Origin of the sequence: Herbaspirillum sp. Sphag64 (genome assembly GCF_014192645.1) — a bacterium.
Taxonomy (GTDB): domain Bacteria; phylum Pseudomonadota; class Gammaproteobacteria; order Burkholderiales; family Burkholderiaceae_D; genus Herbaspirillum.
In genome coordinates this window covers 1-22,648 of sequence record NZ_JACHYE010000014.1, presented here as the reverse complement: position 1 = coordinate 22,648, position 22,648 = coordinate 1, and the positions used below count along the sequence as shown (strand labels likewise).

The 22,648-nt window shown below is 53.6% G+C and carries 27 protein-coding genes; 25 read left to right on the top strand and 2 right to left on the bottom strand.

Features of this window, described 5'->3' with window-relative positions:
- The first annotated feature begins 166 nt into the window (after nt 1-166).
- Entirely contained in the window at nt 167-1,123 is a 957-nt protein-coding gene (locus tag FHW66_RS17715; protein ID WP_183381155.1) for an endonuclease, read from the top strand.
- On the opposite strand, the gene FHW66_RS17710 is transcribed toward FHW66_RS17715, so the two are convergent.
- Together FHW66_RS17710 and FHW66_RS17705 are read right to left on the bottom strand one after the other, a co-directional pair.
- Entirely contained in the window at nt 1,006-1,815 is an 810-nt protein-coding gene (locus tag FHW66_RS17710) for a YceI family protein (protein ID WP_183381154.1), read from the bottom strand. The genes FHW66_RS17715 and FHW66_RS17710 overlap by 118 nt on opposite strands.
- A gap of 72 nt (nt 1,816-1,887) precedes the next feature.
- Nucleotides 1,888-2,523, bottom strand: a complete 636-nt coding sequence (locus tag FHW66_RS17705) for an SRPBCC family protein (protein WP_183381153.1) — start codon at nt 2,521-2,523, stop codon at nt 1,888-1,890.
- A gap of 258 nt (nt 2,524-2,781) precedes the next feature.
- On the opposite strand from FHW66_RS17705, the gene FHW66_RS17700 reads away from it, so the two are divergent.
- The 24 genes from FHW66_RS17700 to FHW66_RS17585 all read left to right on the top strand — a co-directional run bounded on the left by FHW66_RS17700 (nt 2,782) and on the right by FHW66_RS17585 (nt 22,267).
- Nucleotides 2,782-3,837, top strand: coding sequence for a 2-oxoadipate dioxygenase/decarboxylase family protein (locus FHW66_RS17700; RefSeq protein WP_255459045.1), 1,056 nt, complete (start codon nt 2,782-2,784; stop codon nt 3,835-3,837).
- Nucleotides 3,818-5,236, top strand: a complete 1,419-nt coding sequence (locus FHW66_RS17695) for an FAD-binding oxidoreductase (protein WP_370543484.1) — start codon at nt 3,818-3,820, stop codon at nt 5,234-5,236. Before FHW66_RS17700 ends, FHW66_RS17695 begins: the two co-directional genes overlap by 20 nt.
- Nucleotides 5,237-5,306: 70 nt before the next feature.
- Nucleotides 5,307-6,191 (top strand): transcriptional regulator GcvA, encoded by an 885-nt coding sequence (gcvA, locus tag FHW66_RS17690; protein ID WP_183381152.1) that lies wholly within the window; start codon nt 5,307-5,309, stop codon nt 6,189-6,191.
- Between the two features lie 344 nt (nt 6,192-6,535).
- Nucleotides 6,536-8,047, top strand: a complete 1,512-nt coding sequence (locus tag FHW66_RS17685; protein WP_183381151.1) for an aldehyde dehydrogenase family protein — start codon at nt 6,536-6,538, stop codon at nt 8,045-8,047.
- 99 nt (nt 8,048-8,146) lie between these two features.
- The gene (locus tag FHW66_RS17680; protein ID WP_183381150.1) at nt 8,147-9,220 is read left to right on the top strand and encodes an ABC transporter ATP-binding protein; all 1,074 of its coding nucleotides are present in this window, start codon (nt 8,147-8,149) and stop codon (nt 9,218-9,220) included.
- On the top strand, nt 9,213-10,091 hold the full coding sequence (locus FHW66_RS17675) for an ABC transporter permease (RefSeq protein ID WP_183381149.1): 879 nt from the start codon (nt 9,213-9,215) through the stop codon (nt 10,089-10,091). The genes FHW66_RS17680 and FHW66_RS17675 overlap by 8 nt, the downstream gene beginning before the upstream one ends.
- An 11-nt stretch (nt 10,092-10,102) precedes the next feature.
- Complete coding sequence (locus tag FHW66_RS17670) at nt 10,103-10,900, top strand: ABC transporter permease (protein ID WP_183381148.1); 798 nt, start codon at nt 10,103-10,105, stop codon at nt 10,898-10,900.
- Complete coding sequence (locus tag FHW66_RS17665; RefSeq protein WP_183381147.1) at nt 10,897-11,208, top strand: (2Fe-2S)-binding protein; 312 nt, start codon at nt 10,897-10,899, stop codon at nt 11,206-11,208. Before FHW66_RS17670 ends, FHW66_RS17665 begins: the two co-directional genes overlap by 4 nt.
- Nucleotides 11,205-12,635, top strand: coding sequence for an NAD(P)/FAD-dependent oxidoreductase (locus FHW66_RS17660; RefSeq protein ID WP_183381146.1), 1,431 nt, complete (start codon nt 11,205-11,207; stop codon nt 12,633-12,635). The genes FHW66_RS17665 and FHW66_RS17660 overlap by 4 nt, the downstream gene beginning before the upstream one ends.
- The gene (locus FHW66_RS17655; protein WP_183381145.1) at nt 12,632-13,759 is read left to right on the top strand and encodes an FAD-binding oxidoreductase; all 1,128 of its coding nucleotides are present in this window, start codon (nt 12,632-12,634) and stop codon (nt 13,757-13,759) included. The genes FHW66_RS17660 and FHW66_RS17655 overlap by 4 nt, the downstream gene beginning before the upstream one ends.
- A 56-nt stretch (nt 13,760-13,815) precedes the next feature.
- A complete protein-coding gene (locus tag FHW66_RS17650; RefSeq protein ID WP_183381144.1) occupies nt 13,816-14,856 on the top strand; it encodes an ABC transporter substrate-binding protein in 1,041 nt (346 codons plus the stop codon).
- A gap of 77 nt (nt 14,857-14,933) precedes the next feature.
- Nucleotides 14,934-16,148, top strand: coding sequence for a PLP-dependent aminotransferase family protein (locus FHW66_RS17645; protein ID WP_183381143.1), 1,215 nt, complete (start codon nt 14,934-14,936; stop codon nt 16,146-16,148).
- A gap of 475 nt (nt 16,149-16,623) precedes the next feature.
- A complete protein-coding gene (locus FHW66_RS17640) occupies nt 16,624-17,016 on the top strand; it encodes a VOC family protein (protein ID WP_183381142.1) in 393 nt (130 codons plus the stop codon).
- A gap of 300 nt (nt 17,017-17,316) precedes the next feature.
- Nucleotides 17,317-17,568 carry an AbrB/MazE/SpoVT family DNA-binding domain-containing protein gene (locus FHW66_RS17635; protein ID WP_183381140.1) on the top strand — a complete coding sequence of 84 codons (252 nt, stop codon included), beginning with the start codon at nt 17,317-17,319 and terminating at the stop codon, nt 17,566-17,568.
- A 60-nt stretch (nt 17,569-17,628) separates the two neighbouring features.
- Nucleotides 17,629-17,982, top strand: a complete 354-nt coding sequence (locus FHW66_RS17630; RefSeq protein WP_183381141.1) for a site-specific integrase — start codon at nt 17,629-17,631, stop codon at nt 17,980-17,982.
- A 171-nt stretch (nt 17,983-18,153) separates the two neighbouring features.
- Complete coding sequence (locus tag FHW66_RS17625; RefSeq protein WP_183381140.1) at nt 18,154-18,405, top strand: AbrB/MazE/SpoVT family DNA-binding domain-containing protein; 252 nt, start codon at nt 18,154-18,156, stop codon at nt 18,403-18,405.
- Nucleotides 18,399-18,749: a type II toxin-antitoxin system ChpB family toxin gene (locus FHW66_RS17620; protein WP_183381139.1), complete on the top strand. Its 351-nt coding sequence runs from the start codon at nt 18,399-18,401 to the stop codon at nt 18,747-18,749. The genes FHW66_RS17625 and FHW66_RS17620 overlap by 7 nt, the downstream gene beginning before the upstream one ends.
- Nucleotides 18,750-18,901: 152 nt before the next feature.
- A complete protein-coding gene (locus FHW66_RS21280) occupies nt 18,902-19,183 on the top strand; it encodes a SymE family type I addiction module toxin (RefSeq protein WP_183381138.1) in 282 nt (93 codons plus the stop codon).
- 507 nt (nt 19,184-19,690) lie between these two features.
- Nucleotides 19,691-19,987 (top strand): DUF3800 domain-containing protein, encoded by a 297-nt coding sequence (locus FHW66_RS21045; protein ID WP_183381212.1) that lies wholly within the window; start codon nt 19,691-19,693, stop codon nt 19,985-19,987.
- Between the two features lie 97 nt (nt 19,988-20,084).
- Nucleotides 20,085-20,366, top strand: coding sequence for a SymE family type I addiction module toxin (locus FHW66_RS17605; protein ID WP_183381137.1), 282 nt, complete (start codon nt 20,085-20,087; stop codon nt 20,364-20,366).
- Nucleotides 20,367-20,668: 302 nt separating this feature from the next.
- On the top strand, nt 20,669-21,046 hold the full coding sequence (locus FHW66_RS17600; protein WP_183381136.1) for a type II toxin-antitoxin system RelE/ParE family toxin: 378 nt from the start codon (nt 20,669-20,671) through the stop codon (nt 21,044-21,046).
- Nucleotides 21,036-21,359 (top strand): DNA-binding transcriptional regulator, encoded by a 324-nt coding sequence (locus FHW66_RS17595; RefSeq protein WP_183381135.1) that lies wholly within the window; start codon nt 21,036-21,038, stop codon nt 21,357-21,359. The genes FHW66_RS17600 and FHW66_RS17595 overlap by 11 nt, the downstream gene beginning before the upstream one ends.
- A gap of 280 nt (nt 21,360-21,639) precedes the next feature.
- The gene (locus FHW66_RS17590; protein ID WP_183381134.1) at nt 21,640-22,131 is read left to right on the top strand and encodes a hypothetical protein; all 492 of its coding nucleotides are present in this window, start codon (nt 21,640-21,642) and stop codon (nt 22,129-22,131) included.
- Nucleotides 22,118-22,267 carry a DUF4113 domain-containing protein gene (locus tag FHW66_RS17585; protein WP_183381133.1) on the top strand — a complete coding sequence of 50 codons (150 nt, stop codon included), beginning with the start codon at nt 22,118-22,120 and terminating at the stop codon, nt 22,265-22,267. The genes FHW66_RS17590 and FHW66_RS17585 overlap by 14 nt, the downstream gene beginning before the upstream one ends.
- The last annotated feature ends 381 nt before the right edge of the window (nt 22,268-22,648 follow it).

The window sequence follows — 22,648 nt, the reverse complement described above, 5'->3', positions numbered from 1 at the left end:
GCAGCAGTCGCCAATGACAAAGATGACAACAGGCAACACTTGACTGACTTGCGCAGTGGTTCGGGGCCATTTCTGCACATTGTGCAAATCACCGCTACACTTTGCGCGTGATTCCATTACTCCACCACCGCGAACATCAGGGGCACAACGTGAGCAGGAATACAACATGCCGCGCATGACATCGGCAAGCCTCGATGGGCAATTCATTGCCAGTGAGCCATTTGTCTATCCAAGTCATATCGACGCTGCCAGCCTCAAGCAACTACCCAACAAACCGGGCATCTACATTTTTCGCGGTGAGCAAGATGCACCTTTATACATTGGCAAGAGCATCCATTTGCGCAGCCGCGTGTTGACGCACTTACGTAACCCTGACGAGGCACGCATGCTCATGCAGAGCAGGCGGATTGAATTCCAGCGCACCGCCGGTGATATTGGCGCGCAGTTACTGGAAGCACAACTGATCAAGCAGTTACAGCCTCTACACAACAAAAAACTGCGTCGTACCCGCCAGATGTGTGCATTGCGCCTGAGTCCTGAAGGGGTACCGGAGATCGTGTTCGCCAGAGACGTCGATTTTGCCACCACAGCAAATCTGTTCGGCGTATTTGGCAGCCATCGTGCAGCCTTGCAGACCCTGCAGGAGCTGGTCGGCGCGCATCTTCTCTGCGGCGTGGTGTGCGGCGTTGAAACCGGTCGCTCCGGTCGCCCCTGCTTTGCCCATCAGCTCAAACGCTGTCATGGCGCCTGTATCGGTGAAGAATCTCTGGCGGACCATGGGCTGCGACTCCGACAGGCACTAGACAGCCTGCGCCTGATTCAATGGCCGTTTCAGCGTGCGATGGGTATCGTTGAGGAGTGTGATGGCTGGCAACAAACCCATGTCATTGACCACTGGATGTATCTGGGATCGATTGACCGCAAGAACCGTAAGCTCGTGCTACCCAAACAACGCAGTTTTGACATTGACACTTATCGCATCATCATCAAACCCTATCTGGAAGGTCAGTTTGTGGCGCTTGACGAAGGCGCATTCACACTGTCACGCGCAACACGCCCACGTAAAGTGAAATCAATCACAAGTGCATCAGCGACTGCCAATATGCCACCCAGTGCTGAATAAGGATGGATCCCGAAATCCGACTGGCGCAATACCATTGATCCACTCGCCATCAGACTATCTGGCAAACCAGTGACCGTCAGTGGTACCCACATCTCACGTACCTGCCCATGTAGTTCCACACTGAGCCTGGCAGCAAAGCGGGGAGATTCACCGATAATCTGCAGCGAATGAATGCGGACAAACGGATACTGTTCAGCCTGCAGGTTGGCCTCGCCAAGCATATGCTCACGGGTACTGGCGATCATGTCTGGCGATATCTTGCTGGCGAATGCCGGACCCAGCGCAGCACGATATTCCGGCTGGTCGATATCGAGTGCATCCAGCCTGAATGCAAGATCAAAACGTGCCGCATCGGTACCGCTACCTGGCAAATAAAAATACCCGGTGAATTGCGGTGCCGAGAGCACATGGTTATGCCCGAATCGCGCCGCCGCCCCCGCGCGAAACACATAAATGCGTACCTGCGACTGTGCAGGATCAAGCGTAAACAGTTTGCCACCCTCTTTCGCCAGCGCCGCATAGGTCGCCTCCAGTGAAGCCGACGATGACCCCAGTGTGCTGGCCGTTGGTGCCGACGGCGGTGTAGATGTTGCTGCAGAAGAGGGGGCCACCGTACTCGGTGACGAACATGCATTCAAGGCACAAAACAATGTTGCGGCAGTGATCAGTTTTCTTGTCTTACCAGCTTGCATGCAGACTCCAGCCTTGATGTGTTAATGGGGTATCGATTAATGCATTGATCAGTACATTGATCAGCGCTTCAATCATGGATGCGCCACTGCCTGCGGCAATTGCACCGGTCCGCTCAGCGGCCCCGGTAGCTCACTACCCTGCTCGATTTTGAGACTGACTGCGTCCAGCATTTTGTGCAGATCACCCTTCATCATTGTCACACCAATAATTGGTGGTACAAAGAAAGTCGGCGCCAGCCTCGCGTTATACAGGATTCTGGTGTGCAGGGTATCGACCGGAATCAATTGCCAGTGCGCCTCATAGTGACGCATATTTCCCTGCAGCAAGTTCAGGTCGACTTTGGAATAAGGTTCTTCGTGTACATCGAGCAGCAGGTTGATCGACTGTTTGATGAACAGAAAGCGGACAAAGCCCTCCTGCGCCAATACGCCATCATTACCGATCCGCGTCACCATATGGGATGAAGTAAAACCAGGGACAAACGTAGCCAGATGATCGTAGTCCGTCATCACCTGCCAACTGCGTTGCGGGGTAGCTTCGACTATCATGCTGGCCTGCACCGCATAGAACTCTCCTTCGCTGCCGGGCTCACGCTGGACGCTAATGTCGATGCTGCCATTGCTTCCAGGCGTACTTGATTGCGCAACTGCCAGCGCAGATACCAGACACGACGACACGAAACACGTCAACAAAAATAGCTTACGCATACGGCAGCTGCCTGGAAAGAGTGAATGAATTTCAACACAGATTATAGGTGCAAGCTTGCACCAGGATGACAAGCTGTCCCTTTCCACACCGATCGCATGCGGAATGTGAAAAAGTCATCATCAAGCAGGAATTACCGCACTTTTTACCTTTACTCATTAATTTTTAATGAGTAAAAGACATGAAAACATCAAATTAAATCGTTTTGTGAGGTCACCAAGACATTTTAAGATGCCGTCATCTTCCCTCAAAAGGCAATCATGATGCACTCCATCACAGGCAGTAATCTGCAGGCATTGCTGCATGCAGTACTCGATACCAGCACAACGGAGCAACTGTTTGATCGGCTTGAGATTCCGGCCAGCACGATTCGGCCAGCAGCAGACCAGATCACACGTCTGGAGCTGGCACAAGCACTGAATATGGCACTATTCCAGCAATTGCTAGGACACGTCCCCAGCGGTCGCGCCTACGTCGAGGATGCTACTGCCGCCGGTATCCGTATCTGCTTCGATCATGGCGCCGTGCGTACCGTATTGCGCCAGCAAGCCAGTGACTTCCCGAACGGCGAGGCGTTTTTCACCCGACTACTGTTGCCACTGGGCTATCAACGCAATGGCGTCTATCCTCTGCCACGGCTGCACATGACGGGTCGGGTCTATACCCATCTTGATGATCCGGAAAACATTGCCCAGTTCTTTGTCAGCGAACTGCATCCGGAACATTTTTCAGCCCCCTTTCAGGCCGTGGTAGAAGAAGTCCTGTCGAGCGCCGTCGACCCTCTTCCAGCTGCGATGCAACAATTACTGACGCAACTTGCCAGCACCGGAACGCTACCATTTGCGGCTGCCAGCCTGTTGTTGCCTGCCATGCTGAACTGCTTTGCGCGTCACCACAGATTGCCAACCCAGACCCAGTATCAACAGTTGCTGGCCGAATCCGCCGAGATGGCGTGGATCGCGACCGAAGGCAGCGTCTTCAACCACGCCACGGATCGGGTCAAGGATGTCGAAGAGACCGCCGCACAGCAACGTGCACTAGGCAGACCAATCAAGGATCTGGTGGAAGTTTCACGCAATGGCCGCGTCCGTCAGACCGCCTTCCGGGCCGACAAAGTCAGCTACCAGTTGTCCGATCAACACGGCCAGCTGACGCCAGTTGTGGTGCCCGGTTCTTTCTATGAATTCATCAGCCGCGACAGCTATACCGATCCGGTAAGCGGCGTGAGCAAGCTGGATTTGAGTTTCGACAGCGGTAACGCCCAGGGAATTTTCAAAATGACCGCCGGAGACAGTCGTGAAGCCAGTGTCTGCTGAACGGGCACTCTCGCGTATTACCGCCTTGCTAGGTGCCGAGGCCTGTCTGGTCAAGCAAGACGCCCGCGCCCCCTATGAACACGGCCCTCGCTATGGCGCTGGCACCGCATTGTGTGTTGCCAGACCAGCTGATGTCGCCAGCGCCGCCGAGTTGATGCGCCTGTGTGCGGCTGACCGGATCAGTCTGGTGCCACAAGGCGCCAACACCGGTCTGGTCGCTGCCGCCTCGCCGGACAACTCGGGGTTGCAAGTCATCCTGAGCATGGAACGGCTCAAAGGCGTTATCGATATTGATCCGGTCGATGGGGTGATCCAGGCCTGGGCCGGAACCCGGTTATCAGAACTGAATCAGGCACTGGAACCACATGGCCTGTGCTTTCCGATTGACCTTGGCGCTGATCCCTCGGTTGGCGGCATGCTGGCCGCCAACACCGGTGGTGCACGCCTGATCCGCTATGGCGACGTGCGCCACAACACACTCGGATTGCAGGCTCTGCTGATGGAACCGGCCGGTGAATTACTTGACCTCAATAACCGGCTACGCAAGAACAATACCGGCCCGGACTGGAAGCAACTCTTCATCGGCAGTGCTGGCAGCTACGGTATCGTCACGCAAGCGGTACTGCAAACCCACCCTTTGCCGCAGCAAACTGCCACCGCACTGATCGTCCCCAACAGTCTGCCAGTCGGCTTGCAATTGCTGCAGGATGCCGAACGCCGGTTCGGTGATTTTCTGAGCGCCTTTGAAGGCATGTCACGCAATGCCATGGAATCGGTTCTGCATCATCTGCCGCAAGTGATCGCGCCCTTCAATCCACTGCCGCCTTATGCCCTATTGATCGAACTCAGTTCGTCAGCACCAGCCAGTGCGCATTGCAATCTGGAGCACCTGTTCATGCCGTGGCTGGAGCGACATCTGGAGCAAGGCAACATCCTTGACGCTGTTGTCGACAAACCGGAAAGCCTGTGGCGTATCCGGCATGCGATCAGCGACAGTATCAAGCAGGAAGGCAAGATCGTCGCCTTTGACATCGCCGTCGCACGTTCTCATCTGCCCGCATTTCGCACTGCCGCTATCGAACTGGTGGAGCGCGACTTTGCCGGCGCCGTGGTGTGCGATTTCGGACATTGGGGCGATGGTGGCCTGCACTTCAATCTGGTGATCCCGCCGACGCATGCACAGCAGTTTCTACCAGCGCGTATCGATGCGCTGCGCACCGCCATCTACGATCTGGTGGTCCGTGATTATCGTGGTAGCTTCAGTGCCGAACATGGTATCGGGCCGTTCAACCAGCACTATTACGACCGCTATCTGAGCACCCAGAAGCAAGCGCTGGCGGCGCGTCTGCAACCGGCTTTCGATCCGTATTATCTGCTGGGCAATACCCGTTTTTCCTGAGGTGCAACGAACTCCTGTGCAGACACCTTTGCTATAGTGCCGATGTATTCACACTGACAAATCCGGCACTATGCGTAGATTCATTCCTTCCACCTCCTGCCTGATTGCATTCGACACTTCGGCGCGGCATCTCTCGTTTACCAAGGCCGCGCACGAGTTGCACATGACGCAAGGCGCGGTCAGTCGTCAGGTTGCGATCATGGAGGACTATCTGGAAGTCAAACTGTTTGAACGCATCAACCGCCGTCTGATCCTGACCGAGGCCGGCCGCGAATATGCGGTACAGGTCTCCAGTATTCTCAAGCAGATCGAGATGGCGACCTTTCAGGTCATGACGCATAACAGCCTGTCGAGCGTGCTCAATCTGGCGATCCTGCCGACTTTCGGTATCAAGTGGCTGATTCCACGCCTGACCAAATTTTCAGCAACCTACCCCGATGTGCTCCTGAACCTGAGCACGGAAGTGCTGCCCTTTGATTTCAATACGCGGCAAGTCGATGCGGCTATCCACTTTGGTGAGCCGGACTGGCCTGAAGCGGTGATGGTGCGCCTGATGGGCGAAGAAGTGGTACCGGTGTGCAGCCGCCAGATGCTCGACCGTATCCAGTCGGTCGAAGATCTGGCACAAGCGACCCTATTGCAGCACACTACCCGGCCACAAGCATGGCAAGACTGGTTCCGCCATGTCGGTGTCGATTGCCCCAACGCCCTTGCCGGGCCGCGTTTCGAGCAACTCAATATGGTGATTCAGGCCGCCATGGTCGGACTGGGCGTGGCACTGATGCCGAAGTTCCTGGTCGAGACCGAGCTCAGTCTGGGCCAACTACACGTGCCCTTCCCATTTGCCGTGAAAAGTCCACAAGCCTATTACCTCGCCTATCCAGAAAAAAACGCCAGCAAACCGGCTGTGATCAAATTTCGCACCTGGTTGTTGAGCGAACTGCAAAACAGTTGACCAGCAATCTTGGTCGCATAAACGACTAAACATACAAAAAGTAATAGCGAAGTCGCTTTTCCCACCAGTCAGGCAACGCCTCAAAATGGTGCAACGCAATCTATCCGGCATTGCGCCAACCCCCATATTCCTCCTTGAAACACAGGCCAACAAAGGCCCTGGCTCCACCCATGTTTTGCGGCAACGCACCATCAAAGCGCATACTATCCAGGCGCAGCCGAACATTTTTGTGCATGAGGATAAGTAATGATGTCGTGATATTTTTTGACTTTAACAAGGGCCCACTTCCTCCTTATACTCGGCGACGAATACGACCGTTTTTACCTATCGCCGCAAAGGAATTTATGCAATTCGCCCCTGTTTTTGCCGCCCTGAACCTCGATCTCTCCAGGCACATTGGTACCGACCTGTCGGTCCGTTCACCACGCGATGGACAAATGATTGCCACCCTCAAGACCCACACCGCAGCGCAAGCCGAAACTGCCATCGCGGATGCCCATACGGCTTTTCAGTCGTGGCGTCAGGTACCGGCACCGGTGCGCGGCGAGCTGGTGCGCCTGCTGGGTGAAGTCCTACGTGAACATCGTGAAGACCTGGGACAGCTGGTCACACTGGAGTCCGGCAAGATCTTGTCTGAAGGGATTGGCGAAGTACAGGAAATGATCGACATCTGCGACTTCGCCGTTGGCCTGTCACGTCAGCTCTACGGCCTCACCATCGCCTCCGAACGTCCCGGCCATCGCATGATGGAAACCTGGCATCCACTAGGCGTCTGCGGTGTCATCACGGCGTTCAACTTCCCGGTCGCGGTCTGGGCATGGAATGCGGCATTGGCGCTGGTGTGTGGCAACACCATCATCTGGAAGCCTTCGGAAAAAACTCCCGTCGTCGCACTTGCGGTCCAAGCCCTGTTTGCCAAAGCAGTGGCGCGTTTTTCTCAACAACGCCCCAACACTGCACCAGCACATCTGAATCAGGTCCTGATCGGTCACGCGGACATCGGCGAAGCACTCTCGCGCTCACCGCTGGTGCCGCTGGTCAGCGCCACCGGCAGTGTACGCATGGGACGCCAGGTTGCCAGCGTGGTCGCACAGCGACTGGGCCGTAGCCTGCTGGAGCTGGGCGGCAATAACGCCATGATCGTGGCACCGTCAGCCGATCTCTCGCTGGCACTGCGCGCTATCACCTTTTCGGCCGTCGGTACCGCAGGTCAACGTTGCACCAGCCTGCGTCGTCTGTTCGTCCACAGCAGCATCCATGATCAGGTTGTGACACAGATCAAACGCATCTACGCCAGTGTCAAAGTCGGCGATCCACTTGAGGCCGATACACTGGTTGGCCCGCTGATTGACGTGCACGCCTTCGACGCCATGCAACAGGCATTGACCCAGGCTCGTACTGAAGGTGGTGAAGTCACCGGCGGCGAACGGGTCAGCGTACTCGGCAATGCTGCTTATGTGCGCCCTGCGCTGGTCTGCATGCCAGCGCAAACCGCCATCATGCATCACGAGACCTTCGCGCCAATTCTGTACGTCGTTAAATATGATGATCTGGAACAAGCGATTGCACTCAACAATGCCGTTCCGCAAGGTCTGTCCTCGGCGATCTTTACCAATGACATGCGCGAAGCCGAGAGTTTCCTCTCTGCCACCGGCAGCGATTGTGGTCTGGCCAACGTCAATATCGGTACCAGTGGCGCAGAAATCGGTGGCGCTTTTGGTGGAGAAAAAGAAACCGGTGGTGGTCGCGAATCGGGCTCGGACGCCTGGAAAACCTACATGCGACGCGCTACCAACACCATCAACTACAGCAAGACCTTACCGTTGGCACAGGGTGTCCGGTTCGATATTGACTGAGTATCTCGATCTTCGCATAGCTGATGCGCTGAACAGTCTCGCGCATCAGCACTCCGCTTCACCAAAAGAATCCGCTAATCAATCACCGGAGATGGATTGATGTCATTCCTGAAGTTAGAAAACCTGAGCAAGCAATACGGCGACTTTCATGCCGTGACCAATATTGATCTGAGTGTCGAGCAAGGTGAATTTGTCTCCCTGCTCGGTCCCTCAGGTTGCGGCAAGACCACGACACTGCAAATGATTGCAGGCTTCGTCGAAGCCAGTGCTGGCCGTATCCTGCTCAACGGACGAGACATCACCCATGAAAAACCTAACCGCCGCGGGCTGGGCATCGTGTTCCAGAGTTATGCGCTGTTCCCGCATATGACGGTGAGCGACAACGTGCGCTTCGGACTGGAGATGCGGCACGTCGATGCGAAAGAGAGTGCGCAACGCGTCGAGCAGGCTTTGGCGCTGGTCCATCTGGAGAAATTTGCGCACCGTTATCCGCGTGAGCTCTCCGGTGGTCAGCGACAGCGGGTCGCGCTGGCACGCGCACTGGTGATCGAACCACCCATCCTGCTGCTGGATGAACCGATGTCCAATCTGGACGCCAAACTGCGCGAAGAAATGCAGATCGAACTGCGCGACATTCAGCGCAAGGTTGGTACCACCACCATCATGGTCACCCACGATCAGGCCGAAGCCTTGTCCATGAGTGACCGCGTGGTGGTCATGGAAGCCGGTCGTGCGGTGCAGATCGGCAAGCCGCTCGACACGTATGAAAATCCCGTCAATCGCTTCGTCTCGCAATTCGTCGGCAAGGCCAATCTGCTGGAAGCCGACATCGTCTGGCAACGTCCAGGCAAAGTAGGCTTGCGGATTGGTCAGCATGAACTGGAAGTTGATACTGACACTACGATTGATACGCCACAGGCAACCATCTGCATCCGTCCCGAAAAAATCGAACGCTGTAGCACGCAGGACGCCATGCTGACCGGCGAAGTAGCCTCCTGCTTCTTCCTCGGCAATCAATGGCTATATCGTATCCGCACCGAGTGCGGTGACATTCTCGCGATCTGGCAAAACGATGGTCAGACCGCCTGCCAGCAAGGTCAATCGGTTGCCCTGCGCTGGCCAGCATCAGCAACACGTTTATTGAACGCTACGTTGCAAGAAGCCCATGTTTAAGCGCCGTCCACCACGCCGCGGGGCGCATCCGCATGCGTTGCCCTATACGCTCTCGTTTCCCGCGCTGATACTGTTTACCACCATGGTATTGGTGCCACTCCTGCTGACCGGCTTGCTCTCGCTCAACAGTTACGACGATAGTCTCGGTATCAAAGCCACCTATGATCTGCATAATTACGCGGCGATCTTTGGTGACGATTATTACCTGCGTATTTTTGTCCGCACCTTCTGGATTGCCGCCCTGACGACATTGATCTGCGTATTGATCGGCGCACCCGAAGCATATGTACTGAGCCGCATGCGTGGCAAATGGCGCAGCATCTTTCTGATCGTGATTCTGGCGCCGCTACTCGTCTCGGTAGTGGTCCGCGCGTTTGGCTGGAGCATGCTGCTCAGTGCTGACGGTCTGATCAACAAGGCACTGGTTGCGCTCGGCATGGCGCCGGTCAAGATGCTCTATACCTCCGGTGCAGTCGTCGTGGCACTGGTGCATGTGATGCTGCCATTCATGGTAATCCCGGTCTGGACAGCACTGCAGCGCCTCGACCCGACGGTTGAACACGCTGCGCTCTCGCTCAATGCGTCACAGGCCACGGTGATGCGCCGCATTCTGCTGCCACAGATTTTGCCGGGTGTGCTGTCTGGCAGCCTGATCGTCTTTGGTTTGAGCGCGAGTGCTTTTGCGATCCCCGGCCTGCTTGGTGGGCGTCGTCTCAAAATGGTCGCCACCACGGTTTATGACGAGTTCCTCGGCTCGCTCAACTGGCCGCTCGGTGCCTCGATTGTGGTGGTGTTACTGGTCGCCAATCTGATCATCATGATGAGCTACAACCGTATTCTGGAACGCAAGGTTTCCAGAACCCTGGGCTAACGGAGAAACAGATGCAACGCAACGGTCCCCTCGCCCTCCTGTTCCACACACTGGTCGTCTGCTTCATGCTGGCACCGCTGGTGATTGTCTGCCTGGTCGCCTTTACGCCGCAGGATACGCTGTCACTGCCAACGACCGGCATCTCGCTACGCTGGTTCAAGGCGGTTTTTGATCACCCGGATTTCTTGCAATCATTCAGCAACAGTCTGCAACTGGCGTTGTTATCGGCAACCCTGGCAGTCGTCATTGCCTTACCTGCCGGACTGGCACTGGGCCGCTATGACTTTCCCGGTCGTACGGCGCTCAATGCATTGTTCCTGTCGCCGCTGATCATCCCCTCGCTGGTACTGGGTGTCGCGTTCATGCGCCTGTTTTCGGTGATGGGTATTACCGGTTCGTTTTTCTGGCTGGTGGTATCGCATACGGTCGTCATTACGCCTTACGTGCTGCGACTGGTACTGGCAGCTGTGGTCGGTATCGACCGCAGCACCGAGCAGGCCGCTGCGTCGCTGGGTGCCAGCCCATGGATCGTTTTCCGGCGTGTCACCTTGCCGGCGATCCTGCCCGGTCTCAGTGGTGGCTGGATGCTGGCCTTCATCAACAGCTTCGACGAGCTCACCATGTCGATCTTTGTCACCACGCCTGCGACCGTGACCTTACCGGTGCGCATGTACATGTATGCGACAGAATCCATTGATCCGATGATGGCATCGGTATCAGCACTAATGATCCTCATCACCGGTGCTGCCATGCTGATTCTGGATCGCCTGTATGGACTCGACAAAGTGCTCATCGGAGAACGTGCATGAGTCTGCTCCGTCGCATCTCAACAGCACAAGGTGCACCGGTCCGGTTCTGGCTGGATGGCCAAGCGCTGACAGCCATGGCCGGCGATACAGTCCTCACCGCCGTACTGACACAGACAACGCAACTGCGCCGCAGCGAGTTCAGCGGCATGCCACGCGCTGGTTTTTGCCTGATCGGCAGTTGCCAGGACTGCTGGATGCGACTCGAAGACGGTACACCCCTGCGCGCCTGCAGCACCAGCATCGTCGAAGGCATGCGCCTGCTGAGCGGCACCCCGGCCACGCCCCTGCATCAGAAAGCATCCTCATGAGCGACACTGCTTTGCCTCAGGTCGTGATAGTCGGTGCCGGACCGGCTGGCATCCGTGCGGCCGAAGCATTGGTCGCCGCCGGTATTCGTCCACTGATGATTGACGAAGGCAGCCGCGCCGGTGGCCAGATTTACCGCCAGCCGCCCGATGAACGTCAACGCAGCAAGAAGTCACTCTATGGTTTTGAAGCCGGTAAAGCAGCCGCTTTGCATGCACGCTTTGCCCAACTGCTTCCCAGCATCGACTATCGCCCGGATACACTGGTCTGGAACTGCACGCCGGGGCAACTCGATCTGCTACACGCCCAGCGTCACGTCGAACAGCCGTATACCCATCTGATCCTGTGCACTGGTGCACTGGACCGTGTGATGCCCTTCCCCGGCTGGATCCTGCCCGGCGTCTACACACTGGGTGCTGCCCAGGTAGCGCTCAAGGCGCAAGCCTGCGTACTCAACGGACGCATGGTCATTGCCGGCTCTGGCCCCTTGCTGTATCTGCTGGCGTATCAATACGTCAAAGCCGGCGCCAATGTCGTTGCCGTTCTCGACACTGCCAGACTGCACGATAAATTGCGCGGATTTCCCTCCTTGCTGCGACAACCGGTAACACTAGCCAAAGGCTTGTACTTCATCGCCTGGTTGCGCAGCAAAGGAATCCGTCTGCTCGACAGTGTGCAAGCCATTGCTGCCAGCGGCGATCAACAGATCAGCCGCCTGCGCTGGCAGCGTCACGGCAAGACCACTGACATTGATTGTGATGCACTGGCAACCGGCTTTGGCTTGCGCAGCGAAACACAACTGGCTGATCTGGCTGGTTGTGAATTCGCCTTCGATACCCTCAATCAACAATGGCTACCGACCTCAGATGCGGATGGCCGTAGCAGTGTGGAAGGCATCTATCTGGCCGGTGACGGTCACGGCATCGCCGGAGCCGACGCGGCTGAACTCAGTGGCCGGGCCGCTGCACTTGCACTGCTTCAAGATCTACAGCCATCCCGGTTTGGTACAGGCGATGCACTTGCCACACAGGCGCAACTGCGTCAGGCGCGCGCCAGTAATATACGCTTCCGCCAAGGACTGGAAACCACCTTCCCGACACCGGTGCACTGGGCCCGTCACTGCCCGGACGAGACCATCATCTGCCGCTGCGAAGAGATCACCGCCGGTCAGTTACGTCACAGCGTGGCACAGGATGGCACCCGCGAAATCAACCGTCTGAAAGCACTGACACGGGTGGGTATGGGTCGCTGTCAGGGCCGTGTCTGCGGTGCAGCCGCTGCTGAAATTCTGTCGCATGCGAGCCAGCAAGAAGTCGCAGCCGTCGGTCGTCTGCGTGGTCAGGCACCGATCAAGCCGATTCCCGTCAGTGTGGCGCTGGCTGCGCTGGCGCAAGGCAATCCAAATCATGCCAAGGATGGGCAGGAATGAGTACCACCACAGACATCCTCGACACCGACGTCGCCATCATTGGTGGTGGCCTGATGGGTACCTCCGCCGCCCTCGCACTGCGTCGCCAGCAACGCTCGGTGATCGTGCTGGAACAAGGTTGGTGTGGCGCACAAGCCAGTGGCGTTAATTATGGCGGGGTACGACGTCAGGGACGATCCGCCAGCCAGTTACCACTCAGCCAGCGTGCCCACACGATCTGGCAGCAGTTACCCCAGATCATTGGCTGCGATGGCGAATATCGCGCCACCGGGCATCTCAAACTGGCGCGCAGTGAATCCGATATGCAAGAGCTGCTGGCGTATCGCGACATGGCTGCCAGCCACGGACTAGTGCTAGAGGTACTCGACGCAGCAGCCCTGCGCCAGCGCTATCCCTGGATTGGCGAACGCGCCTTTGGCGGCTCGCTATGCGCCGACGATGGCCATGCCAATCCACGTCTGATCGCCGCTGCCTTTGCCAGCGCCGCCGAGCGTGCCGGTGCCAGACTGCTGCAACAGAATGCGGTCGAGCAATGCCATTTCGATGGCAATTATTTCGGTTTACAGACCCGGGCTGGTCTACGCGTACGTAGCCGCTTCCTGCTCAATTGCAGCGGTGCCTGGGGCAAACAGATCGCCCAGCAATTTGGCGAAGTCATTCCCGAGCAGCCGATCTATCCCAACATGTGCGTCACCGAACCATTGCCACCGATCATGAACCTGAGCCTCGGCGTGGTTGGCGGTGGCTTCTACGCACGCCAGGTCGAACGTGGCAATGTGGTACTCGGTGGTGGTCGCGGCACCGGCAATCTGGCCTTGCAAGGGACCCGACCGCGGGTCGCCTCGACCTTTGCCGCACTCGGTCATCTGGTCGATATGGTGCCCGTATTAGGGCACGCCACCATCATCCGCAGCTGGAGTGGTGTCGAAGGTGAAACGCCTGACCACCAGCCAGTCATCGGCCCCAGCGCAAAAGTACCCGGATTGCTGCATGCATTTGGTTTCTGTGGTGCCGGCTTCCAGTTGGCACCCGCCGTTGGCGAAGTGCTGGCAGAGCTGGTCACCTCCGGCGAGAGCACGACGCCGATCGACGCCTTTTCCGCACAACGTTTCGCAACCCAATAGCTATCGTCACCACAAACCCCATGTCTATTCACCGTTACCGCCTAGGAGATTTCAAGATGAAGACCCTGATGCTCAGCACCGTTATTGCGACCGCACTGTCCGCCACAGTGCCGGCCCATGCCGATACCAAAACCATTTACGTCGGCATGAATGGTGGCACCATGGAAAAAAATTTTTCCGCCTCGATCTTCCCTGATTTCGAAAAGGCCAATAACGTCAAAGTTGTGGTCGTCCCGGGCACCTCTTCCGACATCATGGCAAAGATGCAGGCGCAAAAAGACAAGCCGCAAATGCACGTGGTATTCCTTGACGATGGCGTGATGTACCGTGCCACCAACATGAACCTGTGCGAAAAAGTGCGTGACAGCGCTGTCCTCAAGGAAGTCTATCCATTTGCCCGCATGGCCAATGATCAGGCAGTCGGCATTGAAATGGGCGTAGTCGGCATCGGTTACAACAAGAAACTGTTCGATGAAAAATCCTGGCCAGCACCCACTTCCTGGATGGACTTCAGCGATCCCAAGTACAAGCAGAAAGTGGTGTTCCAGTCGATCCCCAGCAGCACCTTTGGCCTGCACAGCTTCCTCATGATCAACCGCCTCATGGGTGGCACTGAAAAAAATGTTGAACCAGTGTTCAAAAAATGGTCCACCTCGGTCGGTCCGAACGTTCTTGAGTATCTGTCCAGCTCAGCCAAGATTTCTGAAATGATTCAGACCAACGAAGCAGCGATTTTCCCGCTAACCGTCACCGCTGTCGCTAACCTCAAGGCCAAGGGTATTCCGGCCGAATTTGCCATCCCCAAAGAAGGTGGTGTGACATTGATGGTGGGTGCCTGTGCGCTCAAGGGCAACAGCGAGCCAGAACTATCGCAAAAGTTGATTGAATTCCTGCTCAGTGCCTCGGCGCAATCGAAGGACATGGAGCTGGCCAATGCCATCCCGGTCAATCGCAATGTCAAAGTCAGTGACGCGGTACAAGCGCGCATTGGGAAGCTTGAAACATTGACCAAGGGCATCAATACCGTTGACTGGAACGTCATCAACGAAAAGCGCACCGACTGGAACAATCGCTGGAACCACGTGATCGAGCAATAAGCCCTTTATGGCGACACCGGGCTCCGTGCCGGTGTCGCTTGTGTTTCCACGATTGCCACTGCTGATCCCCACTCGCCATGCCTCCCCTCTATCATTTCAACCCATCCTTTCAGGCACCGCAAGGTTCACCGATTCGTGAAATGTTCAAATACATGGCACAACCCGGCATGATTTCCTTCGCCGGTGGCTATCCGGCAGCCAGCCTGTTCGACGTCAACGCACTGGCACAAGCCAGTACCGAAATCCTTGCACAGACACCTTCGAGTTGCCTGCAGTACGGCGCTACAGAGGGTATGAATGGTCTGGCAGAGGCGTTACGCGCGGTGATGCAGCAACGTGCCCCCAGCGCCGACGCGACGCCTTTATTGGTCACCACAGGTTCACAGCAAGCGTTTGAATTGCTGCTCAAGGTATTGATCGGGCCCGGTAATTGCGTTGCCATCGAGCGCCCGGCGTATCCGGCAGCAATACAGGCATTGCGCTTGAGCGAGGCCAAGATTGTTGACATCCCCAGCGACGCGCAAGGCATGGATACACAAGCCCTGGAGCAAACGCTAGAAGCAGGTGCGCGCCCCAAGCTTCTGTATATCGTCCCCACCTTCGCCAATCCGACTGGCGCCAGTCTGCCGCTGGAACGACGCCAACACCTACTGGCGCTGGCGCTGCGTTACCAGTTCCTGATTGTTGAAGATGATCCTTACGGTGCATTGCGCTTCAGTGGTGAGCCACAAGCCAGCTTGCTGGAACTGGCAGCCGATATTCCCGGCGCCAGTGAATGGGTGATTTACCTGTCGAGTCTCTCCAAGATCATGGCCCCTGGCTTACGTATAGGCTGGATGGTCGCGCCCGCAGAAATCCTGCGCCGCTGCATCATCGCCAAGCAAACCGGTGACCTCTGTACCGCACCATGGATGCAACTGACAGCAGCGCAATATCTGCGTAGCGGCCGGCTGGAACAGCATCTACCTAAAGTGGTCGGCATCTACAAGGAGCGTTGCAATGCCATGCTCAATGCCTTGCACAAGCATTTTGGACAAACGCTGGAAGTCACCGCGCCAGACGGCGGCATGTTCATCTGGGCACGCTGGCGCGACGGTAGCGAAGCAAGAGCGCTGCTGGAGTACGCGATTGCCGAAAACGTGATGTACATCCCTGGTAGCGCCTTCTATGCCAGCGCGCCAGACCCGGCGCAATTGCGCCTGTCGTTTGCGACTGCTTCACTGGAGGAGATTGCTGAGGGTGTGGCAAGGCTTAAACGTGCGCATGATGCTTATCGAGCGAAGGAGCAGTAAGTTTACATTCTGCTGTTTTCTCACTCTGAGCGTCAGAAAACATACCAACCGCCCTATTGACGGCCAAGCAAATGCTAGGCTAGACTCACCTCCGCAGTTTGCAATCAAGCTGCCGTAAGCGTTACCGTCATTCAACGCGTCCGATTCGGAAAAAGCCCCGCAGGGCCGCTTCCGTTTATATACGACGCCGTTTAATGACTACATATTCTGCTTTTTTTGCTGCTTTTGCTCCTCCCGGGTTACATCTATCCTGGATATCTGAGCATCAAGACTCCCACTTTTTTTTTGCGATGGCGCAATACGCGCCCAGCTGTCACGGCCTTGTCGTGAGAATCTCCGCTATTGGCTTAAACGCCAACTACGGAGGTGAAGTGTCGTTCTTGCTGCTCATCTGCATCAGATCCCGGCTGAGCGGGCTGAATCATGTCAATCAGGTTTGCGGCGTTATCGCAATCCAACTAATGTGAAAGACCTTATGAAAACACAATGCACCGGCACGCTAAACCATCTCAGCCTTCCGACAAAAGATCCGCTTGCCACCGCGCACTTCTTCGAGAAATTTTTCGGCTGCACGATCGTTGCCGCAGGCGAGAGCATTCTCCTGAAACGCGATGGCTTCGACCTTGTGCTCGATCACATCGCCGAGAATCAGGTATGGCCAAGCAACTTCCACTTCGGTTTTGAAATGGCCACATTAAAGGAGGTACAAGAACTGTATCAAACCTTCAACGAAGCCAAGGTACATATGGAAACTGCCGTATTCAACAACTCGCGCGGCTCACGTTTCTTTTGCCGCACCCCGGAAGGGGTACTGCTTGAAATCAACACGCGCGAAGACAAGGAGGATGGCTGGAAAAAGCTGTTTTAAATACCCCAACGATGAGCGCTTGCACGGCGACTGCAACAACCGAGCAAGCGCTTCGCCAGTTATGCCCACTTTTCTACTGACAATCTGGCGAAATATGCCGGTCAGCTACCCGTGTTTGTAGTCAGCTAAAACTTGCAATTTGCATTGCCATCAAGAACTAATTCGATCCATACAACGACTTCTTTCTAGTCTCGATGGCAATATTTTCAATCAAAATATCGTATATACATTGTTTATACAATTTTTCTTGACACCACATCAAATGGTTCTAGAATGTATCGACATCAAGGAGACTTACACATGGAACTTTCTATTCAAAAATGGGGCAATAGTGCAGCAGTACGCCTGCCCACCGAATTGTTGAGTCTGCTGAAGGTTAAGCTGGGAGACAAATTGGCCGTTGACGTAGGTCCGGAAGGTGCATTACTGAAGCCCAAGCGCCATTCTTATGCTCTCAAAGATCTCGTTGATCAATGCGATCTAAATGCGCCAGAGCCAGCAGACATGGCTGCCTGGAATAAGGTCGAGCCTGTGGGCCGCGAAGTATGGTGAAACGGATTAAATTTGAGCGCGGCGACATTGTTGCGGTGAATCTGGAACCAAGCCGATGAAATGAAAGCCGGTAATCCACAAATCGTTCCATTGAATCAAGACGCTATGCGCATCTTACTCACCCGCAAAAACATCCATCCCATCTTCGTTTTTACGTACAAGGGAAATCGCATTTTGCAATCCAGTACAGCAGCTTGGTACAAAGCACTTCAACGAGCCGGTATCCGAGATTTCAGGTGGCACGATCTTCGACATACCTGGGCCAGTTGGCATGTGCAAAATGGCACACCGCTGTTGGCGCTGCAAGAACTTGGCGGTTGGGAATCTACAGAAATGGTAAGAAGGTACGCCCACTTCTCAACTGACAATCTGGCGAAATATGCCGGTCAGCTACCAGTGTTTGTAGTCAGCTAAAACTTGCAATTTACATTGCCATCAAGAACTAATTCGATCCATACAACGACTTCTTTCTAGTCTCGATGGCAATATTTTCAATCAAAATATCGTATATACATTGTTTATACAATTTTTCTTGACACCACATCAAATGGTTCTAGAATGTATCGACATCAAGGAGATTTACACATGGAACTTTCTATTCAAAAATGGGGCAATAGTGCAGCAGTACGCCTGCCCACCGAATTGTTGAGTCTGCTGAAGGTTAAGCTTGGAGACAAATTGGCCGTTGACGTAGGTCCGGAAGGTGCATTACTGAAGCCCAAGCGCCATTCTTATGCGCTCAAAGATCTCGTTGATCAATGCGATCTAAATGCACCAGAGCCAGCAGACATGGCTGCTTGGAATAAGGTCGAGCCTGTGGGCCGCGAAGTATGGTGAAACGGATTAAATTTGAGCGCGGCGACATTGTTGCGGTGAATCTGGAACCAACCGAAGGGAGAGAACAGCGCGGCGAACATCGACCGGCGTTAGTGCTCTCAACATCAGTATTCAACGTCATGGGAACTGTATTAATCGCCCCCATTACTCAAGGCGGTGGTTTTTCTCGATACGCAGGTTTTGCTGTGACTCTGAGCGGTACCGGGATGAAAACTCAGGGAGTCGTCCTGGTCAATCAAATCAGGATGCTAGATCTCGAAGCCCGTGGCGCAAAGAAGATCGAGAGTGCACCCGATGTTGTGATCGATGATGCGCTTGCGCGGTTGCAAGCGATTTTAGATTGAGAAAAGCAGGAGCGATTTGTAGTTTTTCTCAGAACAGGGAGAGGTCGGCGCGAGTTGCGCGCCACATTTCAGGATATCAGTAACAAGACGCGGATTACATGGGTTGCCGCCCATGCGATCCGCTAACCACCACCAACTAGCAGGAGTTGATAATGGCTAAGCAAAATCATACGCGAAAAATATCCGCGTCTCAAAACAGTAAACAAGTGCGTTTTTTAACAGTGCAGCTTTCGAATTCAAAAGTACCATGGCTGCGCTTACATGGACTGTGGCTTCAGCAAGCTGGGTTTTCACCGAGATCTCGCGTTCAGGTGCGCGTTATGGATGACTGCTTGGTGATCACACGAGAGCAAGCACCGCCCAATTTGGATGATGCCTGCACTCACACGCTTACTGAGATGCTGCGGAAAATAAAGCTTCGCAAAGCGGTTTAGTTTCTTGAGTTGCTCAGTCGGCTAAGCTGAAATGACTCTTGCTAATCATTTCACCTAGTGCCACTATCGCACGCGAAAATGTTTCCTGTTTCCATTTGAAAACAAAAAAAACACAGCCATGTGACGAGTTCCAATTTTTCTCGCTTGCTAAATACACGCGAGTCGATTGTTATAAAACGTGAAAGCCATGCGAAACGCCCTAGTAGCATGACTCTCAAGTTGTTATCTATTGCACAATAGCATGCGCTAAGGAATTGACATCCTGCTACGTGGATTGTGGCAGATTCATAAGTAATTTTCGTGACTACCATCGCAGTATCCGTTTGCCTCGGTAAGTCGGATGTCATCGAAAACTCATCGCAATGTATATTTTTGTGTATAATTTTAGGCTTGGGTCGGGAGCGCTGCCTTTGCGGTGCGTTGAACATATGTGTCACCTGGCTCACCTTTCTTTTACGGGCTGCCTTTGGCAGCCCGTTTTCGTTGGTACGGAAAGAAAGCAATCCAATGCACCTTCTCTACGTTGATGAATCCGGATCTGTCTCGGATATCAGTCAAAAATTCTTTGTGCTGGCCGGGGTTTCAGTATTTGAGCGAAACACTCATTGGGTTGAGCAAAATCTCAATCAATTAGCAATTTCGATTGACGCTACAACTCCCAACGAAATTGAACTTCACGGCTCACCGATTCGAAGTGGTAAGGGGGCGCCTTGGAGAAAGATGCCCCAGGAACAGCGCTCACAAGTTATTAAAAATGCCCTCGACGAGGGTAAGAGACGATTTCACCGTTGTACAGATCCATGATGGGCGAGAGGTAGAGCTTTTCGCCACCAACGTTGAACTCGGTCACATCGGTAACCCATGCAATCCGCTAACCACCACCAACTACCGAGAGTTGAAAATGGCTAAGCAAAATCATACGCGAAAAATATCCACGTCTCAAAACAGTAAACAAGTACGTTTTTTAACAGTGCAGCTTTCGAATTCAAAAGTACCATGGCTGCGCTTACATGGACTGTGGCTTCAGCAAGCTGGGTTTTTACCGAGATCTCGCGTTCAGGTGCGCGTTATGGATGACTGCTTGGTGATCACACGAGAGCAAGCCCCACCAAATTTGGATGATGCCTGCACGAACACGCTTACCGAAATGCTGCGGAAAATTAAGCTTCGCAAAGCGGGCTAGATTCTTGGGCCACTCACTCGGTCCAGTTTCACTGAATTGCCAAAGGAAATCTGAATCCAGATAGGCGAATGGCCCACCAAGGCGGGCCATTCTAACTCTCTTGTTTCTAGGGGGAGGCTCGCGCCAACAAGTCCTAGAACTCACGATGGGCACTGTATACCCATTGAGGTGCCCATACAAGCGAACAGGAGCATACCGACTATGGCGCTCTCAAAGAAAAAATTGTAGCCATTGCAACCACTGTTCCATTTCACTGCGCTAACAATACCCTTGCCACTCATAGCACCTAGTGCTACTATTTTATGCATAAAGATACGCTTCCAACAATTCGCGTTTTTAAGACCGCGTGGTTTTCAAAAGCGTCCATGAAATCGCAGATTAACGACAACGAACTGTGCAGGGCCATCCGCCAAGTCATGCAATGTCAGGCTGATGATTTGGGTGGTGGGGTTTTTAAGAAACGTTTGAATGACAATATGCATCGGTCAATCATCCTTGCCAAAGGTGGACATTACTGGTTCTACGAGTATCTGTTTGCAAAAAAAGACAGAGAGAACATTGAAGAGGATGAGTTGGTAAATTTTCGTGCGCTTGCCAAGGTTTATGCGAAATTGACCAACACTCAAATTACCCAGCTGTTGCTTGAAAAAGATTTAATGGAAATTTGCCATGACCACTAAGAAGAAATTTAAAAGTGACGCGTTTGAAGCGATTCATTCGTCTGCTCAAGCTCTTTTAAAAGTTGGCGCTATCGACAAAGCGACGCTACGCAATTTCGATGAATCATGCCTGGTTGTACCAGACGAAATCATGCCAGAGCAGATCAAAGAAATTCGGGAACACAACCATGTGAGTCAGCCTGTTTTTGCTCGCTATTTGAACACAAGCGAGTCCACCATTCAAAAATGGGAGACTGGTGCGAAGCGTCCTAGTGGCATGGCTCTAAAGCTGCTATCTATTGTGCAAAAACATGGCCTAAAAATTCTTGCGTGAGTTGACCGCCCTCCAGCCAATATATCCCAATGTGGACCAATGAATGTGCTGATAGAAAGTTCAAAAAATCAACCCGAACAGGGCCATAGATTGTGAAAACGTTGAGTGGATCTGACCTATTCCGTTAGTTTGGGAAGAATATTCTCCAATAAGCAATACTGATAAAGTGAAACCTTGGAATGCATACGATGACATCAAACGTCTAAAAGAAAACCTGCATGGGGCCTAAAGTTCATAAATATGCTTAGCAACATAAGCTTCGGCTAACCGTGATTTCACTATGGAACCCCGTAACCGAGCTGAAATCTTGGTTCGAGATTTTTTATATTCAGAATTAACTAAGTCCGTTCAGTCAGCGGATCCCACAGGCTACAACTCGACCATTGCAATAGGATCAAAATTTCTTGGTGTAGGCGTGCTAGACCCACATAAAATCGACGACCAACTATCTCATGTTGGTGGCCTCATATATCCAAGTGTTCAGGGAAAAATCTCATCTAATGTAACGACATATAATTATGCGATTCAGCCGAGGTTATTTGACAAATGGTTTGAGATCATCGAGGCTAAAGTCTATTGTTTAACGTTCGAAACGACCCAATTTCGATTAAATGAACTCAACCGAAGCACTGCTATAGGTATGGATGGTGAGATCAGTTGGCTACTATCTTTCGAAGAAATGAAAGGGCGAACTTCGATAGGTTTGTGCTTAGATGGAAACAACCCTCACCTCATTGACTTAGAAAAAACCTGCCTTAATGAATGGCATTGATACGATAAACAAGCGCTACGGACGCGACACCTTACGCTTAGGGTCTAGTGCTGGTTTTGGACGATGGAAAGCCCGTTTCGACAATAAAACATTCCACTACACGACGGATTGGTCTGAGCTACCAAAAGTGTTTTAGTAAAAAACGTTGAGCCAGCTATTTTTTGTAAACTTCGCCTGCGCCTACTGTCGATATTTGTTGCAATTTAAAAGCAATGACGTGAAAATTTCGAACATCAAAACTGCACTAAAGGGCTGGTGGGTGGCATTACCGGGGCCGAAATAATAATTATATTCGCTAGCAATCCGACAAAATCCCTCAATTACGAGACCTGCATCTGAAGTATTCAGAACTAACCTCGACATATGCAGGAAATTCGAACCGTAAAATTCCGAATTTTTAGACGCAAAAAAAGGCCCTCACAAATGAACTGACCCCATAAAGTTGGACGGTTTAATTGCTAGGCAGCCAAAGGCTGAGTTCTGTATTGCACAGGACTCAGCCCTTTTAATTTGGTCT

What these genes read in the sequence shown, in the direction of transcription:
- FHW66_RS17590 (WP_183381134.1), top strand. Translation starts at nt 21,640, where the DNA reads ATGGAACCCCGTAACCGAGCTGAAATCTTGGTTCGAGATTTTTTATAT.
- FHW66_RS17715 (WP_183381155.1), top strand. Translation starts at nt 167, where the DNA reads ATGCCGCGCATGACATCGGCAAGCCTCGATGGGCAATTCATTGCCAGT.
- FHW66_RS17700 (WP_255459045.1), top strand. Translation starts at nt 2,782, where the DNA reads ATGATGCACTCCATCACAGGCAGTAATCTGCAGGCATTGCTGCATGCA.
- FHW66_RS17685 (WP_183381151.1), top strand. Translation starts at nt 6,536, where the DNA reads ATGCAATTCGCCCCTGTTTTTGCCGCCCTGAACCTCGATCTCTCCAGG.
- FHW66_RS17605 (WP_183381137.1), top strand. Translation starts at nt 20,085, where the DNA reads ATGGCTAAGCAAAATCATACGCGAAAAATATCCACGTCTCAAAACAGT.
- FHW66_RS17655 (WP_183381145.1), top strand. Translation starts at nt 12,632, where the DNA reads ATGAGTACCACCACAGACATCCTCGACACCGACGTCGCCATCATTGGT.
- FHW66_RS17635 (WP_183381140.1), top strand. Translation starts at nt 17,317, where the DNA reads ATGGAACTTTCTATTCAAAAATGGGGCAATAGTGCAGCAGTACGCCTG.
- gcvA (WP_183381152.1), top strand. Translation starts at nt 5,307, where the DNA reads ATGCGTAGATTCATTCCTTCCACCTCCTGCCTGATTGCATTCGACACT.
- FHW66_RS17660 (WP_183381146.1), top strand. Translation starts at nt 11,205, where the DNA reads ATGAGCGACACTGCTTTGCCTCAGGTCGTGATAGTCGGTGCCGGACCG.
- FHW66_RS17665 (WP_183381147.1), top strand. Translation starts at nt 10,897, where the DNA reads ATGAGTCTGCTCCGTCGCATCTCAACAGCACAAGGTGCACCGGTCCGG.
- FHW66_RS17620 (WP_183381139.1), top strand. Translation starts at nt 18,399, where the DNA reads ATGGTGAAACGGATTAAATTTGAGCGCGGCGACATTGTTGCGGTGAAT.
- FHW66_RS17585 (WP_183381133.1), top strand. Translation starts at nt 22,118, where the DNA reads ATGAATGGCATTGATACGATAAACAAGCGCTACGGACGCGACACCTTA.
- FHW66_RS17705 (WP_183381153.1), bottom strand. Translation starts at nt 2,523, where the DNA reads ATGCGTAAGCTATTTTTGTTGACGTGTTTCGTGTCGTCGTGTCTGGTA.
- FHW66_RS17650 (WP_183381144.1), top strand. Translation starts at nt 13,816, where the DNA reads ATGAAGACCCTGATGCTCAGCACCGTTATTGCGACCGCACTGTCCGCC.
- FHW66_RS17625 (WP_183381140.1), top strand. Translation starts at nt 18,154, where the DNA reads ATGGAACTTTCTATTCAAAAATGGGGCAATAGTGCAGCAGTACGCCTG.
- FHW66_RS21280 (WP_183381138.1), top strand. Translation starts at nt 18,902, where the DNA reads ATGGCTAAGCAAAATCATACGCGAAAAATATCCGCGTCTCAAAACAGT.
- FHW66_RS17710 (WP_183381154.1), bottom strand. Translation starts at nt 1,815, where the DNA reads ATGCAAGCTGGTAAGACAAGAAAACTGATCACTGCCGCAACATTGTTT.
- FHW66_RS17630 (WP_183381141.1), top strand. Translation starts at nt 17,629, where the DNA reads ATGAAAGCCGGTAATCCACAAATCGTTCCATTGAATCAAGACGCTATG.
- FHW66_RS17680 (WP_183381150.1), top strand. Translation starts at nt 8,147, where the DNA reads ATGTCATTCCTGAAGTTAGAAAACCTGAGCAAGCAATACGGCGACTTT.
- FHW66_RS17645 (WP_183381143.1), top strand. Translation starts at nt 14,934, where the DNA reads ATGCCTCCCCTCTATCATTTCAACCCATCCTTTCAGGCACCGCAAGGT.
- FHW66_RS17670 (WP_183381148.1), top strand. Translation starts at nt 10,103, where the DNA reads ATGCAACGCAACGGTCCCCTCGCCCTCCTGTTCCACACACTGGTCGTC.
- FHW66_RS17640 (WP_183381142.1), top strand. Translation starts at nt 16,624, where the DNA reads ATGAAAACACAATGCACCGGCACGCTAAACCATCTCAGCCTTCCGACA.
- FHW66_RS17595 (WP_183381135.1), top strand. Translation starts at nt 21,036, where the DNA reads ATGACCACTAAGAAGAAATTTAAAAGTGACGCGTTTGAAGCGATTCAT.
- FHW66_RS17675 (WP_183381149.1), top strand. Translation starts at nt 9,213, where the DNA reads ATGTTTAAGCGCCGTCCACCACGCCGCGGGGCGCATCCGCATGCGTTG.
- FHW66_RS21045 (WP_183381212.1), top strand. Translation starts at nt 19,691, where the DNA reads ATGCACCTTCTCTACGTTGATGAATCCGGATCTGTCTCGGATATCAGT.
- FHW66_RS17600 (WP_183381136.1), top strand. Translation starts at nt 20,669, where the DNA reads ATGCATAAAGATACGCTTCCAACAATTCGCGTTTTTAAGACCGCGTGG.